This window comes from Flavobacterium caeni (genome assembly GCF_900101895.1).
In the GTDB taxonomy this organism is placed as follows: domain Bacteria; phylum Bacteroidota; class Bacteroidia; order Flavobacteriales; family Flavobacteriaceae; genus Flavobacterium; species Flavobacterium caeni.
On record NZ_FMVF01000005.1, the window covers coordinates 125336 to 142913 of the forward strand.

Annotated in this window: 15 protein-coding genes; 12 read left to right on the forward strand and 3 right to left on the reverse strand. The window is 49.9% G+C overall.

The window, feature by feature from the left end; translation table 11 throughout:
* From BLP55_RS06145 to BLP55_RS06165, 5 genes are all read left to right on the forward strand, one after another.
* Positions 1 to 1686, forward strand: coding sequence for a T9SS type A sorting domain-containing protein (locus BLP55_RS06145; protein WP_091141457.1), 1686 nt, complete (start codon positions 1 to 3; stop codon positions 1684 to 1686).
* Between the two features lie 121 nt (positions 1687 to 1807).
* Entirely contained in the window at positions 1808 to 4030 is a 2223-nt protein-coding gene (locus BLP55_RS06150) for a C25 family cysteine peptidase (RefSeq protein WP_091141458.1), read from the forward strand.
* A gap of 156 nt (positions 4031 to 4186) precedes the next feature.
* Entirely contained in the window at positions 4187 to 5107 is a 921-nt protein-coding gene (locus BLP55_RS06155) for a dimethylarginine dimethylaminohydrolase family protein (RefSeq protein ID WP_091141459.1), read from the forward strand.
* Between the two features lie 203 nt (positions 5108 to 5310).
* On the forward strand, positions 5311 to 6246 hold the full coding sequence (gene ctlX / locus BLP55_RS06160) for a citrulline utilization hydrolase CtlX (protein WP_091141460.1): 936 nt from the start codon (positions 5311 to 5313) through the stop codon (positions 6244 to 6246).
* A 31-nt stretch (positions 6247 to 6277) separates the two neighbouring features.
* On the forward strand, positions 6278 to 6718 hold the full coding sequence (locus BLP55_RS06165; RefSeq protein WP_091141461.1) for a GNAT family N-acetyltransferase: 441 nt from the start codon (positions 6278 to 6280) through the stop codon (positions 6716 to 6718).
* Positions 6719 to 6784: 66 nt separating this feature from the next.
* Here BLP55_RS06165 and BLP55_RS06170 read toward each other — a convergent pair whose 3' ends face one another.
* The gene (locus BLP55_RS06170; protein ID WP_091141462.1) at positions 6785 to 7681 is read right to left on the reverse strand and encodes a DUF6607 family protein; all 897 of its coding nucleotides are present in this window, start codon (positions 7679 to 7681) and stop codon (positions 6785 to 6787) included.
* Positions 7682 to 7800: 119 nt separating this feature from the next.
* On the opposite strand from BLP55_RS06170, the gene BLP55_RS06175 reads away from it, so the two are divergent.
* The 4 genes from BLP55_RS06175 to BLP55_RS06190 all read left to right on the forward strand — a co-directional run bounded on the left by BLP55_RS06175 (position 7801) and on the right by BLP55_RS06190 (position 13171).
* Positions 7801 to 9987, forward strand: coding sequence for a TonB-dependent receptor plug domain-containing protein (locus tag BLP55_RS06175; RefSeq protein ID WP_091141463.1), 2187 nt, complete (start codon positions 7801 to 7803; stop codon positions 9985 to 9987).
* A 1-nt stretch (position 9988) separates the two neighbouring features.
* A complete protein-coding gene (locus BLP55_RS06180) occupies positions 9989 to 11395 on the forward strand; it encodes an HmuY family protein (RefSeq protein WP_091141464.1) in 1407 nt (468 codons plus the stop codon).
* Positions 11396 to 11414: 19 nt separating this feature from the next.
* Positions 11415 to 12671, forward strand: a complete 1257-nt coding sequence (locus tag BLP55_RS06185) for a T9SS type A sorting domain-containing protein (RefSeq protein ID WP_091141465.1) — start codon at positions 11415 to 11417, stop codon at positions 12669 to 12671.
* Positions 12672 to 12862: 191 nt separating this feature from the next.
* Positions 12863 to 13171 (forward strand): hypothetical protein, encoded by a 309-nt coding sequence (locus tag BLP55_RS06190; protein WP_091141466.1) that lies wholly within the window; start codon positions 12863 to 12865, stop codon positions 13169 to 13171.
* A 5-nt stretch (positions 13172 to 13176) separates the two neighbouring features.
* Here the strand turns inward: BLP55_RS06190 and BLP55_RS06195 are convergent, their stop codons facing one another.
* Positions 13177 to 13806, reverse strand: coding sequence for a MarC family NAAT transporter (locus BLP55_RS06195; RefSeq protein WP_091141467.1), 630 nt, complete (start codon positions 13804 to 13806; stop codon positions 13177 to 13179).
* Positions 13807 to 13950: 144 nt separating this feature from the next.
* On the opposite strand from BLP55_RS06195, the gene BLP55_RS06200 reads away from it, so the two are divergent.
* Positions 13951 to 14313 carry a CoA-binding protein gene (locus tag BLP55_RS06200; RefSeq protein WP_091141468.1) on the forward strand — a complete coding sequence of 121 codons (363 nt, stop codon included), beginning with the start codon at positions 13951 to 13953 and terminating at the stop codon, positions 14311 to 14313.
* Between the two features lie 101 nt (positions 14314 to 14414).
* Here BLP55_RS06200 and BLP55_RS06205 read toward each other — a convergent pair whose 3' ends face one another.
* Positions 14415 to 15908 carry a sodium:solute symporter gene (locus BLP55_RS06205; protein ID WP_091141601.1) on the reverse strand — a complete coding sequence of 498 codons (1494 nt, stop codon included), beginning with the start codon at positions 15906 to 15908 and terminating at the stop codon, positions 14415 to 14417.
* Positions 15909 to 16095: 187 nt separating this feature from the next.
* On the opposite strand from BLP55_RS06205, the gene recR reads away from it, so the two are divergent.
* Positions 16096 to 16716, forward strand: a complete 621-nt coding sequence (gene recR / locus BLP55_RS06210; protein WP_091141469.1) for a recombination mediator RecR — start codon at positions 16096 to 16098, stop codon at positions 16714 to 16716.
* 73 nt (positions 16717 to 16789) lie between these two features.
* Positions 16790 to 17578, forward strand: a complete 789-nt coding sequence (locus BLP55_RS06215) for a polysaccharide biosynthesis/export family protein (RefSeq protein WP_091141602.1) — start codon at positions 16790 to 16792, stop codon at positions 17576 to 17578.

Genomic DNA, 17578 nt, shown 5'->3' on the forward strand with positions numbered 1-17578 from the left:
ATGAAAAATTTAGCCTTATTATTTGCACTTTTTGCGGGTCAGGCTTTCGCACAAAACCTGCAATTTTCCAATTGGGCGTTGGCCAACCAAGGGGGGCTTGATTTTAACAACGGCATGGTAGTTCCACAGCTTTCAGCGTTAAATTCAAATACAAGTCTGTCGACAGCCTCCGTTTCCGACCGCGATGGTAATTTGCTGTTTTATACTGACGGCAATGCTATTTACCAGCGAAACCATATCGTGATGCCAAACGGCAATTTCTTTAGGGGTCAGGGAGGCGACTTCTCGCAGAATATCGTAATCGTTCCCAATCCTGCCGACGCCAACCAGTATTTTGTAGTAGCCATCTCGGTAGGCCAAAACATCTTCGCACAGCAAAACGGATTACGCTATGCACTGGTCGATATGTCTCTTGGCGCACTAGGCGATGTAGTGCCCGGGACCATGAACCTATCGTTTCGCGACTTGAACGGTATCGCGATAGACGAGAATCATCCTTTCAATTTCGGGAAAATCACCACCGCTGCGCACGGCAATGGACTCGATTACTGGATTGTTGTGGAGCATGGAGGCCGACTCCTTTCCTATTTGGTAGATGATCAAGGCATACATTTGCCGATACTTGCGGGAATTTCACCGTTGCCGGCACTTAACCACATTTGGCCTTCGGGCGGTATTGACGTGACGAGTGTCAACGGGCCGATGAAAATGTCGATGAATAGTGACAGGATGCTCATCGGCTATTCGGAGACGCAAAACGGCGTGTTCAATGGACGATTATTTATCGGGTTTTTTGACAATCAGACTGGACTGATCAATAACCTCGGTGAAATAGTGGGGCCGCAAAATGCGCAGATTTTTCAGATGGCCGGTGCCGAATTTTCGGAAAGTGGAAATATTGTGCATCGGTTTTACGATGGGATGACCGTGTCGGGCGGCGTAGTGTTTGACCCCGACCGTCGCGAATGGAATATTACCAAGGAAACTATTCTCGACAATGCAGACGGAAGGATTCCGCAGCGAGGCATCGACGGCAGGATTTACTACCAGATGTTTGATCCTTTCCTGAGCGTGATCGACCAGCCCGAATGGCCCAACTACAACTTTTTGCCGAATTCCACCGATGTTGGTGCGGTCAGTGGCGACGCGGCGAATTTACCGACTTGGGTGTACCAGCAGAATTGCGTACGGACGCTGACATCTGAAGTAAATTATGTTGATTCAGTCGAGCGCGAACGCCTGCAATGGATCCGGAGTCGTGATTTTTTTGACGGGCCCGATGTGATTGGCATTTATCACGCTGGCGATTTTATCGAGCTATTGCCTGATTTTGAGACAAACCACGATGCCGGTTTCGTTGCTTACATAGAAGGGTGCAGCGATAGTTTTGTTTATCGGCCTGCCGTTTCTGGGAATCACTCGGCGGGGCAACCAGCCAAAGATGTAATAACAGCACCATCGCTAAAATTGTATCCCAATCCTGTCAAGGCAATGCTGACAATCGAATGCCATGATAGAATACTTTCGCTGCAAATACTGTCGATAGACGGCAAGACGGTCTTCGTCAAGAATGAATTGTCTCGTCTTGAAGAGATGGACGTTACCGCTTTCAAGCAAGGGGTCTACATTGTGAGAATCGAAACCCAGAGCGGCCAAATCCTCCAAACCAAATTCATCAAAAACTAACCCAAGCCCCGCCAATGCGGGGCTTTTTCATTTCATCAAAAATGTTCACATAACTAATTGTAAACGTGTTACATAAAACAAAATTTTCACTACATTTAGAAAGTTTTTTAAAAAACACGCTATGACCAAAAAATACCTCCTCCTGACCGCCTTGATCACGTGGGCCGGTAACGCGCAAGAGCTCAAACTCGTTTCAAGTCATCCTGCGCAATTGGGAATCAAGAATACCACAGCGCCGTATGTTTCTGCACAAACCACCATCAACGGTGCGGCCTACGAAGATTTTTCGGGCATCGATGCCGTACTCATGCTCGACAAAGATGCGCCTGCGTTGCCGATGGTTTCCGAATCGCTGATCATTCCCAATACGGGCAACGTCACGATCGACATTGCATACGATTCGTATGCGGAGTTCGACAACATTCATGTCGCGCCGTCCAAAGGGAGCTTGAAAAGAAATGTCAACCCCGCCAGCATCCCGTTGCATTTTGGTGCGGCCTACAACACCGATGCCTTTTTTCCAGGTGCATTGGCCAAGGCCGGGACACCTTATGTTTTCAGGGACACACGTGGCGTCACCGTGACATTTTATCCGTACCAATACAATCCGGTCACGCACCAATTGCGCGTCTACAAAAACATCACCGTCACGGTTTCGACCGATGCGGCGCAACAAGGCACCAACGAAAAGTTGTCAAGCGGCAGCACGAAGACCGCAGTATTCGCTTCGGTTTATCGTAACCATTACCTCAATGCGCCCGAGTACCAGCCCATTGCCGACGAAGGTGAAATCCTGGTCATCACGCCCTCCGATTACATGACGGCCTTGCAACCATACATTGACTGGAAGATCGAAAAAGGCATCAATGTCAATATGGCCTATGTGACCGAAGCGGGCGAAACGTCGGCCGAGATCCAGAACTACATCAAGAACGCCTACCTGGCCAATTCAAACCTGGCCTATGTGCAACTCGTGGGCGATTTCGAGGATTTGCCGTCGCATACCTACGGAAGCCCTGGCTCGGAAGAATTGTGGAGCGACAGCTACTACGGCCAAATGGACGGCGCCGATATGTACCCCGAACTGCTGGTCGGGCGTTTTTCGGGATCACCAGAGGAAGTGCAAACACAGGTGTCGCGCACGATCGAATACGAAACCAATCCGCTTGCGGGCGACTGGATGACGCGGGCGCTCGGGATCGGGTCGAACGAGGGCGACGGTTATGGCGACGATGGCGAGCCCGATTGGCTGCATTTGCGCCACATCGGCCAAAAACTGATCGAGTACGGCTATGCCGAGGTGCATGAATTTTACGACGGTTCGCACGGCGAAGGCGACGGCAACGGCAGCCCCGATGCGCAGGACATTACCGCGGCGGTCAACGCGGGCGTAGGGTTGTTCAACTATACGGGGCACGGCTGGAACGAAGGTATGTCTACCGGAAACTACACCAATGCCCAAGCCAACCTGCTCACCAACAACGGCAAGTATCCGTTTGTGGTGTCGGTGGCGTGCAACAACGGTACCTATGTGGGCGGCACGTCGTTGTGCGAAGCATTTTTGAACAAAACCAACAACAATACGCCGGCGGGTGCCATCGCCAGTTGCGGTTCGTCGATATTGATGGCGTGGGCCGAGCCGATGCAAACCCAGGACGAAATGGCCGAGCTCATCACGCGCAGCAACCTCGAGAACGTCAAGACATCGCTGGGTGGCTTGTTTTACAACGGACAGGCGAGCATGCTCGAGGCCTACAACCAAAGCAATACTTCAGAAGAAGTGATGCAAACATGGGTGTTTTTTGGCGACGCGTCTACCATTTTCCGCGACAAAGTCACCACCGACATCACGGCCACACACGCGCCGACCATTTCGCTCGCGGGCGGTATGCTCGACATTGCGTCCGATACCGAGGGCGCCCTGGTTTCGATCGTGCAGGACAACGAAATCCTCACGACGGGGCTGATCGCCGATGGCCATTTCGACGCGACCATCCCCGCACTTTTTTCAGACAGCGCGCTCAAAGTGACCTTGACCAAGGCGAACAAGAAGCCGTACCGCGGCATCGTCAACACGACGGCGCTCGCAGTCGCTGCGTTTGAAAGCCAATTTGCGATTTACCCGAATCCGGCATCGCACCAATTGCATATCCTGAACAAAGGACAGGTAAATGGCGCGGCCCAAATGCGTATTGTCGATGTAAACGGCAGGCTGTTGTGGACGGCCAACGAAACCTTGGGTGTTCATTACAGTATTCCGGTTTCCCAGCTTTCGCAGGGAATCTACGTCTTGACGATCGAAGTCGACGGCCAACAAAAAGCGCACAAGTTCATCATCGAATAAACCATCAAGCAACGATAGATCAATCAAAAGGCTTTCCGAGTAGGAAGGCTTTTTTGATGTGACTTAACCCAAACCTAACGGCGATAACGTTTTCGGATTCGGTTGTCTTTTGCTATATTTGCCGACGGTCGGTAAGCCGGCCCTAATATTTTTTTTATGCTATCCCTTAATGTTAAGAATGAAACCTCGCGCCTGCGTGCGGTGGTGCTCGGAACAGCCTTGAGCAATGGCCCGACACCCGAGGCAAGCGTGGCCTATGATCCCAAATCCTTAGAGCACATCCTCGCGGGTACCTATCCGAAAGAAGCCGACATGGTGGCCGAAATGGAAGCCTTCAACAAAGTCTTCGAAAAATACGACGTAAAGGTCTACCGTCCCGAACTCGTGGCCAACGAAAACCAGATTTTTACGCGCGACATCGCGTTTGTCATAGACGACATCATCATCGAGGCGGGCATCCTGCCCGAACGCGACAAGGAATTTCCAGCCATCGAGTATGTGATCGATCAGATCGACCCGGCCAAAGTCAAGCGCATCGTAGACAAAGAAAAGATACACATAGAAGGCGGCGACGTCATCCTGTACAACGACTATATTTTTATCGGCACCTACCGCGGCGCCGATTACGCCCAGGTCAAGACCGCGCGTACCAACCAGGCGGGCATCGACTACATCAAAGATTTGTTCCCGCACAAAAAGATCCTCACGTTCGACCTGGTCAAGTCGTGGGCCGATGCGCGCGACAACGCGTTGCACCTCGACTGCTGTTTCCAGCCCGTAGGCACAAACAAGGCCATCATTTACAAGGGCGGTTTCCGCAACGAGGCCGAGTACCAACAGCTTGTCGATATTTTTGGGATGGACAACCTGTTCCACATCACGCGCGACGAGATGTACCACATGTTCTCGAACGTGTTTTCGATCGCGCCCGACGTGGTGGTGTCTGAAAAGAATTTCACACGCCTGAACCAATGGCTGCGCGAGCACGATTTTACAGTAGAAGAGATTCCGTATGCCGAGATTGCGAAGCAGGAGGGATTGTTGCGGTGTTCGACTTTGCCGCTCGTTCGGGATTAATTATTTTTTATTTTTATTATTTATTGGATCGTCGGTAAATAGAAAATAAGCAATAAAAAATAAATAATGGCAATGCGCGGACAATTCTCTATCTAATGATTGAAATCGCCGTTTGTGAGATGTGCGTTAGGGATTGCAGCGCAAAGCCCGACCCGTAAGGGAACGCCAATAAAAAATGACAATAAAGAATAAAAAATAAAAAAGTGAAACAAACCACCAACGCTATATTGATGATCCGGCCCGTTGCGTTCCGTATGAACGAACAAACGGCCGTCAACAACTACTACCAGAAAGTACTCGATGGGCTTTCGCCCGAAACAGTCAACGCGCGTGCGCAGGAAGAATTCGATGCCTTTGTGCAAAAGCTGCGCATGGTGGGTGTCGATGTGACGGTTGTCGATGACTTGAAAGAACTCGATGCACCCGATTCGATTTTCCCGAACAACTGGGTGTCGTTCCACGAAAACGCCGATGTGGCGCTGTATCCGATGTTTGCCGAAAACAGGCGCAAGGAACGCCGCGAGGAAATCCTCGATGTTTTGGAAGACAAAGGTTTCCAGATCGAGAACATCATCGACTATACCGAGGCCGAGCAAGACGGCTTTTTCCTTGAAGGAACGGGGAGTTTATTGCTCGACCGCGCCAACGGCAAGGCCTATTGCGCCTTATCGCCACGCGCCGACGAGGAATTGTTCATCGAATTCTGCGAAGATTTCGACTTGGCGCCCGTGATTTTCGAGGCGTTCCAAACCGTCGACGGCGAGCGCAAGCTGATTTACCACACCAATGTGATGATGTGTCTGGGTGAAACGTTTGCCGTGATTTGCGCCGATTCGATCGACGACAAGGTCGAGCGCAAAAACGTGCTCGACAACCTCAAGCAAGACAACAAGGAAATCATCCTGATTACCGAAGACCAGGTCAATAATTTTGCGGGCAACATGCTCGAAGTGCGCGGCTCGGACGACCGTCGTTATTTGGTGATGAGCACCGCGGCACACCAAAGTTTGACCAAGGATCAAATTTCGAAACTTGAAAAACACGCGACCATCCTAAGCTCGAGCCTCGACACGATCGAAGCCTGCGGCGGCGGAAGCGCGCGATGCATGATGGCCGAGATTTTCCTGCCGAGGAATTGATCGGTTATCGGCAAAATAAATTGGGTTCGGCATGCCAGTACCATTTGCGATAGTACCTTACGAAGACCGTTTCAAGAAGGAGTTGGTCGATGTGTGGGAGCGTTCGGTTCGCGCGACGCATGATTTTTTGGATCCGACAGACATTGTGTATTTTAAAGGAATTGTTGAGCATATTGATTTCAATTCGTTTCCTGTTTTTTGTGTGGTCGATCAAAACCGCGTAGTCGGATTTGTCGGGGTGGCCGACACAAAAATCGAGATGTTGTTCCTTGACCCCGATCATATCGGGAAAGGCTTGGGCAAACGGCTCGTGGAATTCGCGTTGGTCGAATGGCAGGCCAACAAAGTCGACGTCAACGAGCAGAACCTAAAAGCCGTAAAATTCTACGAGAAATGTGGCTTCGTCGTATGTGGACGAACCGAAAAAGACAGCGCCGGAAAAGACTATCCCATCTTGCAGATGAAGATTTGAGCAACAGACCAATAAAAAATCCCGGACACCATCGGCATCCGGGATTTTTCGTATGAAACAAGCTAATTATCCTTTGATGTAGCTGTCGATGATTTTGTCGGTTTCGGTCTTTGGCGCATCGGCCTTGACGTCGAACAATTTCATGAACAATGAGGTGCCCTCTATTTTGTTGTACAGGTTGAGGTCTTTGTTTCTTGCGAAAACGGTCGCCCATTTGTCGCGTACGTTTTTCCACATGCCTTTGTGCGTAGCCCAGTATTTGTGCGCGGCCACACATTTCGAGTCGGCTACTTTGGTGTAAACGTCGTGGCCTTTTTCCTGTGCGATGACCGTATCGGCGCCCGCATCGTCGCGTTGGATCTTGATGTTGTCCTGGTCGTGGATCCAGCCTTCTTTTACGATTTCATGTACGTTGGTGCGTTTCAAGACGTTGTAATCGTTTCTGATCGTGTGCTCGCGGCGCGGCAACGGGGCATCGGTGGTGTTTTCCCAAAAATGACGTCCGTCTACGTGAACCCATGTAGCGGTACCTTCGTAGCGCGGGCTGTCGTCTACCTGGAACACGCGTTGTGTCCATTGGCCTTTGACCTGCGCAGGTGTCAGCGTTTGGTATTTCCAGCTTGTGTCCTTAAAGAAGTTGTAAAAACGGGTGTTTTCGTATTCCCAGTCTTGTCTCCAGTGTTTGACGATCATGGTGTCGCTGACGATCAACAAATGTTGCATGACGATTTTGTTCGGGGTGTCCTCTACGAGTTCCACCCATTCCAATCCGCGGTCGTACTTGGTTTTAGACGGCACGTATTTTTCGTCCTTGCTGGTCTGGAACGTTTCGGCAAAATTGAATTTTACCTCATAACAACCACACATGGCCTTGATGGCTTTGATGTCTTCTTTCTTTTTGTCTTGAGCAATGGCTGTGGCAGTCAGCAACATGACGACGGCCGCAAAAATACTTTTTTTCATTAGGGGATTGGATGTTAAAATTCTTCGGCAAAAATACAATATTTATTTAGAACAATTAAAAATAAAGGATATATTTGCAAAAATTTTTATCTACAATTTGTAATTAGTCTAAATAAGGAATGCATTCAAGTTTACGTCACTTTTTTAACCGATTCGCTCCAACTGCGCCAGTGTGTGCGGGCGTTCGCCCCTCAACCAAACATTACTCCTTATTTATTTTACTGACGATATCGGGCGCACATGCCCAAAACGATACGATCCGCAAAGCCAAGCCGCTCGACGAGGTGGTCATCACCGGGCAGTACAGCAAACAGTCGGTCGACAAATCGGTTTACCAGGTCAAGGTGATTTCGCGTGCCGACATCGACCGTCAGGCGGGCAACAACCTGGCCGATTTGCTCAACCAGCAGCTCAACATCAACATCATCCCGAGCGCATCTTCAGGGAAATCGAGCGTGCGTTTGTTTGGGCTTGATGCGCAGTATTTCAAGATTTTGATCGACAACATTCCGGTCATCAACGACGAAGGGCTCGGCAACAACACCGATTTGACCCAAATCAACCTCGACGACGTCCAGCAAATCGAAATCGTCGAAGGATCGATGGGTGTCGAGTATGGGGCCAACGCCATTTCGGGCATCATCAACATCATTACCAAGAAAAGCGGCAAATCCAAGTGGGAAATCACGCCATTCATCCAAGAGGAAACCGTGGGCGACGAATACAGCCTGATGAAGCGCGGGCGCCACATCCAATCGCTCAAGATCGGCCACAACATCAACAGCCGTTTGTATGCCAATGCGATGGTCACCACCAATTATTTCAAGGGCTTCCTCGATGACCGCCAGGGCAAGGACCATTTGTACAACGACGGGCAACGCGGCTACCGCTGGCTGCCGAAAGACCAGGTGAATGCCAAGGCGTTTTTGGGGTACAACCTTGACAACCACGCCTTTTTCTACAAGTTCGAATTCTTTGACGAGAGCACCGATTTTTACTCGCAGAATGTACAGGAGAATCCGCAACCGCAAACCGGGACGATCCATCCGGTGACGTTCGACGACAACACGTTTATCTCGACGCGTTATTTTCACCATTTCAACGCGACGGGCAAGTTTTCTTTCATGGATTACGACATCTCGACCTCGTTCCAGCAACAGGAGCGCAATGTAGAGACGTTCAAGTACCGCATCGGCGAGCGCCAAAAATACGACGTCGAAAAAACCGAGTATGAATCGCGCGAAGGTTTTCATTCACGCGGTAATTTCAGCAACTTCCTCAAGAACGAAACGATTGATTTTCAGGTGGGGTACGAGATCAGCGAAATCACGGGTCATTTGTCTTACCTGACCGGGGTGCTGTTCGACGGCAGTCTTGAAAAAAGACTAGGATCTTATGACGCGTTCGCTTCGACCGAGATCAATTTCACCAAACGGTTTTCGTTGCGTCCGGGTGCGCGTGTGATGTTCTCGTCGCAGTTCGATACGCAGGCCGCGCTCTCGCTCAGTTCGCGTTACGATTTGGGCAAAGGCTATCAGTTGCGTGCCGTGGTGGGTACTGCGCCAAGAATCCCGAACTACGAGGAATTGTATACTTATTTTGTCGATGTCAACCACGACAGCCAGGGCAACCCCAACCTCAAGCCAGAGCAAGGGACTTCGGTTTCGTTGTTCCTCAACAAGACGTTCGCTTCGCAATCGGGGGCTTTGTTCCGTACCAGTTTGAACGGATTTTTCCTCGACGTACGTGACCGCATCGAGCAAATCACCTATACCAACGACGAGGGTAAACTCGCTTTTACTTTCGACAACATCGACTTGTTCCGCACCTATGGCGGTACGCTCACCACCGGTTTCCAATACCGCAATTGGTCAGGTAACGCGGGCGTGACGGTTTCGGGTACTTCTAAGGTGCTCGACATCTTGAGCGCGAGCGAACAAGCCGACGATTATCTGGTCGCGATGCAATACAACGCCAACCTGTCGCATACGCTGGCCAAGACCGGGACGATTTTTTCGGCCTATCTCAAATACACCGGGCCGCAGTACCAGTTCATCCAGGTGCCGTCTACGGGCGAGATCGTCAAGGGTCGTCAAAACGAATTCACGTGGCTCGACGCGTCGATCATGCAACCGTTTTTGAACCGTACGCTCGAGCTTACCATTGGCGCGCGCAACCTGCTCGATATCACGCAGGTCAACACCAGTACCGATGGCGGCGGGACACATACGGCAGCCTCGAGCAGCGTCATGCTGGGTTATGGCCGTTCTTATTTCATGAAATTACGTTACCGACTCAACTTTTAATATGAAAGCAAAGATATACTCCGTTTTATTGCTGTTGGCCGTTTTGTTGCCGGGCTGTGAACCCGAAGACAATGTAGAGGCATTGCCTTTCGTGGCCGGATTCGAACGCGAATCCTACAAATATTCCGACGATGCCCCCCAAGAAATTACACTCGTTTTTTCTAAACCGGCCGAAGCGGCGGGTACCATCCAACTCAAGGTAACGCCCGACCAGAGCGTCTACGGCGTCGATTTTTCGACCACGCCCGAGGCTGTCGATAACTTGATCGCACTCGATTTTACTGTGGGCCAGAGCCGTGTGTCGTTTACCTACCACAACCTGATGTTGCCGTATGACGATGCCGATTTGGTCAAGAAAGTACAGTTTGAAGTCGTGCGTGTAGACTACGCCGGATTCTCGAACATCCAAGGTTATACACTTACGCAGATGACGTTTAGCGCGTCGCTGGGCGCGATCCTCGTGTCGGAAGTGGGTGGGCCCAACCAAGGCAACCAGGTGTTTGTCGATTTGAGCGAAGAAATGACCACCGAAAGCCGTCGTGATATTTGGGATTTGGGCTTTTATGGCGGCGATCATTTTCGCGTGACCATCAATGGTTCGATCTACATGGCGGCGCGCAATTTGAACGTGACCGACATCGACGCGGTAACGCCGGCCAGCGTATCGGGTTTCCAGAGCCAGGTGGCCGTGGGTACGTTCGATCCCGAAAATGAAAATTACATCGATGCGCCGAATGGGAACATCCTCGAGACCGCCATCGACGAAATATCGGCCAACGACGAAGACAACAAAGTATACCTGGTGAACCTGGGTTACAAGGTGGGGAACACTATTCCTCCGGCGGGTAGCGTGGCCATTACGGGCGATGCGCGAGGCTGGAAAAAAATCCGTATCCTGCGCGAAGGCGAGGGCTATCGTTTGCAGTATGCCAATTTGAACAGCACAACGCACCAGGAGATCTCGATCCCAAAAGACGCGGCCTACAATTTTACGTTTTTTAGTTTCGACACCAACCAACCGGTGCTCGTTGAACCCGAAAAAGCCAAGTGGGATTTGTGTTTTACGGTATTCACCAATGTGATTGCGGGCGCTGGCTCTTACGGCTATTCCGATTTTGTGCTCAACAACCTCAGGGCAGGCGTCAAGGTGTACCGCGTAAACGTGTCGGAGCCGACGGTTACTTTTGCGAATTTCACCAAGGCCAATGTAAACGATGCGTTGCTCCAGGACGACCAGCGCGTGATTGGTGCCGATTGGCGCGATGTGTTTTCGGGCACGGCCTATGCCGATCGTTTTTATGTGCTCAAGGACATCGACGGCAATTACTACAAGATCCGCATGCTGGGCTTTTTGAGCGAAGGCGGCGAGCGCGGCTATCCAAAATTTGAATATAAATTATTACCATAATCATTTAATACTTACCACCATGAAAAGAGGATTACTTTTGTTAACGGCCATTTTGACCGGATTTACGGCGCAGGCGCAGGTCGTCAATGCATCGATCTCTATGGGTTCTGGTTATGCCAACCAGGTATACTACAAATTGCCGACCCAAGCCAACAACGAATACCCGCACGCTTCTTGGGATGTGGCTTTCTTGCGTACCAGCGCATTTGCTTTCGGCACGCGTATCAACGACGCTAGAAACATCGAAGTGTATGATGCTTCTTCGAACATTGCCGATTGGGCTACCATCGATGTGACACAAATCGCAAACTGGACACGTCTGTACAACAGCGAAACGCAGTGGGATTTGGGTGCATTCGACCAAGGTTCGGCTACTTACGGCTGGGGCGAATACAACCCGGGCAACCACCACGTTACCGGCGCTGTGGTTTTTGTGTTGAAATATGCCAACGGTACCTTCCGCAAGTTCAAGATCGACGACTTCTTTGGTGGTTATACGTTTACTTACGCCACATGGGACGGATCGGCTTGGGGCGCAGACCAGCAAGTGGTATTGCCTAACGCGACCAACCCGACCAACCGTTTCAACTACTACTCGCTCGAGAATGCTACGGCTGTAGTTGCCGAGCCTGCCACTACCGACTGGGACATCACTTTCACCAAATACAAAACCGACTATTTTGGTGACGGGTCTTTCTGGCAAGACGTGACCGGTGTTTTCCACGCGCCGAACGTACAGGTGGCCGAGAACATCGAACCTGCTGGTATGCCAGATCCACTGCTCGGCGGCGGGCTGACTTATGTTGAAGACATCAACCAAATCGGTTACGACTGGAAGACTTTTAACCAAGCCACTTTTACGTATTCAATCGCTACAGACAAGGCGTTCTATGTGAAATTGCCGAACAATACAGTATACCGCTTGGCTTTCAATTCGTTTGCAGGAAGCAGCACCGGTAATATCACGTTTAACCATCAAGACGTGACCAGCTTGTTGGCTACCGAGACTTTCGGCAATAACAATGCATTTGGTGTGTATCCGAATCCAACAGTAGACAAGAAAATCAACATTGTATACGACTTGGCGACTGCCGGTGCACAAAATACAGTAAGTGTTTACAGCATCACAGGCGCGAAAGTATTCGAGCAAACCCTCGAATCGGCTACCGGTTTCTTTAACCAATCGATCGATTTGGGTCAATTGAACAACGGTGTTTATGTCCTGAAATTCCAATCGGGCGACTACACTGCGACGCGTAAGATCGTCTTGCAATAAACCGAAATAATTGGGTTTACCCAGTTAATGTTTCGTTTATTTTTGTTTTGAGCGAAAGCCCCTCGGCCCGTTTGGGAAGAGGGGCTTTTTTGATTTGAACAGGTTGTGGAAATCTTGTGGTAAAAAATGCGAATATTGTTAGGCTGTTACATTCGCAAATCGTATATTTATCATCCCAAATATACCTAAAAATGACGCCGCATTCTTTCATAGAGTTGAAATGCGAATTCGAGATTCCGTTTCACGACGAACTCAATCATTTTATGCAACGGTTGGCCAATTCCGATACGGAGTACCATTCCGCGGCATTTCATCTGCCCCATAAAGAGGCCATCACGCAGGCCATGCGCAACAAGTTGGTCTATGTCAAGTTGAATGTCGAAAAGCCGACGCAAACCATTCGACCTCGGTTGCTCGCGGCCATTCGCAAATCGTTCAACAAAGAGCTGGTGGGTACCATCCGTCAGGGAGACGATGACATCACGTTTATCCTGTTGTGAATTGATTACATCAAATTGCCTTTGATGATGCTGACGATGGCGCTCACAATATACTGAACGCCAATGGCGATGACGATGAACCCAACAATGCGCGAGATGGCCACGATGCCCGACCCGCCCAATATCTTGGCGAGGTAGTGCGAGCTGCGCAGAATGACAAAAATCACCAACGCGACGGTCAGGATGGCCGCACAAGACCAGATGATTTCTTGTGTTGTGTGGTGTTCCTGGTAAAAGGCAATCAACAGTGAAATGGAGCCCGGGCCCGCCAGCATGGGCATCGCCAAGGGCGTGAGCGCGATGTCGTTGCGGTTTTGGATTTCGGTTTCGACCGATTTGTTGATGCCGCGCGTCTTTTTGAATTTACCAGACAGCAAAGAGAACCCCGATCCCACGATGATCATCCCGCCCGCGATGCGCAACGCGTCGATGCTGATGCCAAAAAATGCGAGTACATACTGCCCTACAAAAAACGAAATCAGCAAAATGATCGCCACATTGATGGCCGTCCAGAGCGAAATGCGCGAGCGTTCCTTTTTGGAGTCGTCCTGCGTAAGGCCTACAAATATCGGTACGGTGCCAATGGGGTTCAGGACAGAAAACAATGCGGCAAACAAGTAGATGAAAAGTTCCATGGTTTTTGTGCAAAATTAGGTTTGGGGTTCGAACCGCAAGTCAACTTAACGTCATGCGCAGATTATGTTTTCGCGAACATTTTTTACGACGAAATTAAGAAACTTTCAGCCTAAAGGTAGTAATTTTAGGGGAACATCTGCGATATGAAAAAGAAAACCCTCGTCCTGGGCGCATCGGCCAATCCGGCGCGTTATTCGTACATGGCCATCAACAGGCTCACCACTTACGGCCATCCGGTAGAAGCCGTCGGGCATAAGGAAACCGAAGTTTTTGGCGTCAAGATCCACAAAGAAGCCGTTCCGTTCCAGGACATCGATACGGTGACACTTTACCTGAATCCGCAAAACCAAAAGGCGTATTACGACTACATCCTGTCGCTCAAACCCAACCGCGTCGTCTTTAATCCGGGTACCGAAAACCCAGAATTGTATCAGCTCTTGCGCGCGAACAACATCGGGATGGAAGTGGCCTGTACGTTGGTGATGCTGGCCGTCGGTAATTATTGATTATTTTTTATTGTTATTATTTATTGCGTCCCGTGCTACAAAAGCTACCAAAGAAGGAATAAAAAATAACAATAAGTAATAACAATAAAAAATTGAAATAACTAGAATCGCGTTTCCCGGTCGGCGGGTTTGCTGATGAGCCACAATCCAAAGAACGTGAGCGCACCGTTCACGATGATCAGCTCCTCGGCAAATTGATAGTCGCCAAACCATGTGCTGGAATACGAACTGATCGCAAAAGTAAGGGCAGGAGCCAAGATGCACACCAATGGCACCCAGCGTTCCTTGACCGTCTTGGTCTTGACAAACAATCCAAACCCGTAGAGCCCGAGCAGCGGCCCATAGGTATACGCGGCAATCTTAAAGATCATGGCCACGACCGAATCGGAGTTGAGCAGGTAAATGATCAGGATCACGACAAACATCAGCGCCGAAAATCCAATGTGCACGGCATGTCGCGTACGGACCGAATTTTTTCCTTGGTTTTCGGCCTTGTCCATCCCGAGGAAGTCTACGCAGAACGAAGTCGTGAGTGCGGTAAGCGCCGAATCGGTGGTGGCAAAAGTCGCGGCCGTGAGCCCGAGCAAGAACACGATGGCTGGAATCAAACTCAGGTGGTTGAACGCGATTTCGGGAAACAGCAAATCGGTTCGGGGCTTGCCGTCTACCATCGGGATTGCGATGCCGTGGTTTTCGGCGTACAGGTAAAGCAACGCGCCCACGCTCAGGAAAAACAGGTTGATCACCACAAAAATGCCCGTAAACGTAAACATGTTTTTTTGCGCCTCGCCGATGTTTTTGCAACTCAGGTTTTTTTGCATCAGGTCCTGATCGAGCCCCACCATGGCTATTGTGACGAAAATCCCGCCCAGGATTTGTTTGATCCAATAGTTGCCCTTGAGCCAATCTTCGTAAAAGAAAATCTTCGAATAGTTACTTTCCTTGACGGCTTCGAACGCCTGCGGAAGGCTGTAATCGAGGCTGTTGCAGATAAAGAAAATCGTGAAAACAACCGACGATACCAGGAACAACGTCTGCAACGTATCGGTGATAATGATGGTCTTGAGCCCGCCGCGGTAAGTGTAGGCAAAAATAAGCGCAAGCGACCCGAACACCGTCGCCCAAAACGGCACCCCAAATTCGTCGAATACATAGCGTTGCAACACCAACACGACCAGGTACAAACGCGCCGCCGACCCGATGGTACGGCTGATCAGGAAAATAGTAGCCGCTGTTTTGTAGGACACGTGTCCGAGCCGTTGTTCGATGTAGCCGTAAATCGAGGTAAGGTTCATGCGGTAATACAGCGGCAGCAAACCCTTGGCGATCAAAATAAAACCGATGGCGTTCCCGAGTACAAACTGGAAGTATTTGAACTGCACCTCGGGCGAACCCACCTGTCCCGGCACCGAAATAAACGTCACGCCCGACAAGGCCGTCCCGATCATCCCAAAGGCCACCAAATACCATTTGGCATTTTTGTTGGCCTTGAAAAAAGCGTCGTTGTCTGAATTCTTCTTGCTCGTGACATGCGAGATCACGAACAAGATGCTGAAGTAGATGACGATAAGCGTGAGTATGGCGGTCGCGGTCATGGCGTTAATTTTGACCGACAAAATAGCAAAAAATGTTGGTTTGTTGGTTTTCGAGTAAGGTAGTTAGTAACAATGTTATGAGTGGAGGAATTTTTGAGGTTGGATGGGAGCAACGGGGTAGACGGCCTTAAGACTTTACGACTTTATGACTTTAAGACTTTACGACTCTTTTACCTACCTTTGCACCATGGAATTCTCGTCGAAACTACTCGAAAAAGCCGTGCACGAAATGGCCCAATTGCCCGGTATTGGAAAGCGGACGGCGCTCAGGCTGGTATTGCACCTGTTGCGGCAACCTGCGCAACAAACGTCTTTCCTGGCCGAAGCGCTTGTGGGTATGCGCGAAAACATCAGGTTTTGTAAAAGTTGCCATAACATTTCAGACACCGAAGTTTGCGAGATTTGCGCAAATGGTTCGCGCGACCAAGGTGTTGTTTGTGTCGTCGAGGACGTTCGCGACGTGATGGCCATCGAAAATACGCGGCAGTTTCGCGGCATATACCACGTTTTGGGGGGTAAGATTTCGCCAATCGACGGTATAGGGCCCAGCCAGCTGACCATTGCGCCGCTTGTAGATAAAGTCAAATCGGGGAGCGTCCGCGAGCTAATTTTTGCGCTGAGCTCAACCATGGAGGGCGATACGACGAATTTTTTCATCTACAAGCAAATCAAAGAAAGCGGCATCACGGTGTCGACCATCGCACGCGGCATTGCCGTAGGCGACGAGCTCGAATATGCCGACGAAGTTACGCTTGGGCGCTCGATTCTGCAAAGGATTCCGTTCGAGAACGCGCTCAAAAACAATTAAATCAATTTAACGGCGTTCTTTTTTGTATTTATAAATGAAAAACTATCTTTGTTTGCTAAATTTTGTGCCGCGCATGAACAAAACTATACTGATTTTATTGGCCGTCGTCGCGCTTTTCTCTGCTTCTTGCGTACCGACCAAAGACCTCGTATACCTGCAAAAGAAAGACAAGAACGACACCATCCAAAATATCAACCCTGTGGTGGCCAAGCCTTACCGTTTGCAACCCAACGACATCCTTACGATTACCATCAAGGCCATCGATCCCGAATTGGTCGCTATTTTCAAAACCAAAGAGGCGACACAATCGGGACAAAACGAGGCCCTGCTATACTTTGATGGTTATGTGATAGACGACCATGGCAATATCCGGATGCCGATCCTGAACGAAATCAGTGTTATTGGGATGACAGTAGATGAGGTACGACAAAAAATAGAAGCCAAATTGTTGGAGGAATATTTCAACAAAGAGGCCAATATTTTTGTGACGGTCAAACTTTCGGGTTTACGGTATACCATCAACGGAGAAGTGTCGGCGCCCGGTTCGAAGATTCTTTACCGCGATTCGGCAACCATACTTGAAGCCATCGCCAATGCTGGAGATATCACTGTAACAGGCGACAGGCACCATGTTACGGTGATCAGGCAGTTTCCGCATGGTACCGAGATGCATGACATCGATTTGACCGATGTAAAGGCGATGCAATCCCCGTACTACTACCTGCGTTCTAACGACTACATTTATGTCAAGCCGCTACCGCAAAAATCATGGGGAACAGGGCGAACAGGAATCGAATCTTTAGGGACCATCCTTTCTGTACTTACTTTAATCACCACGACGCTTTTGCTTTTAAACCGATAG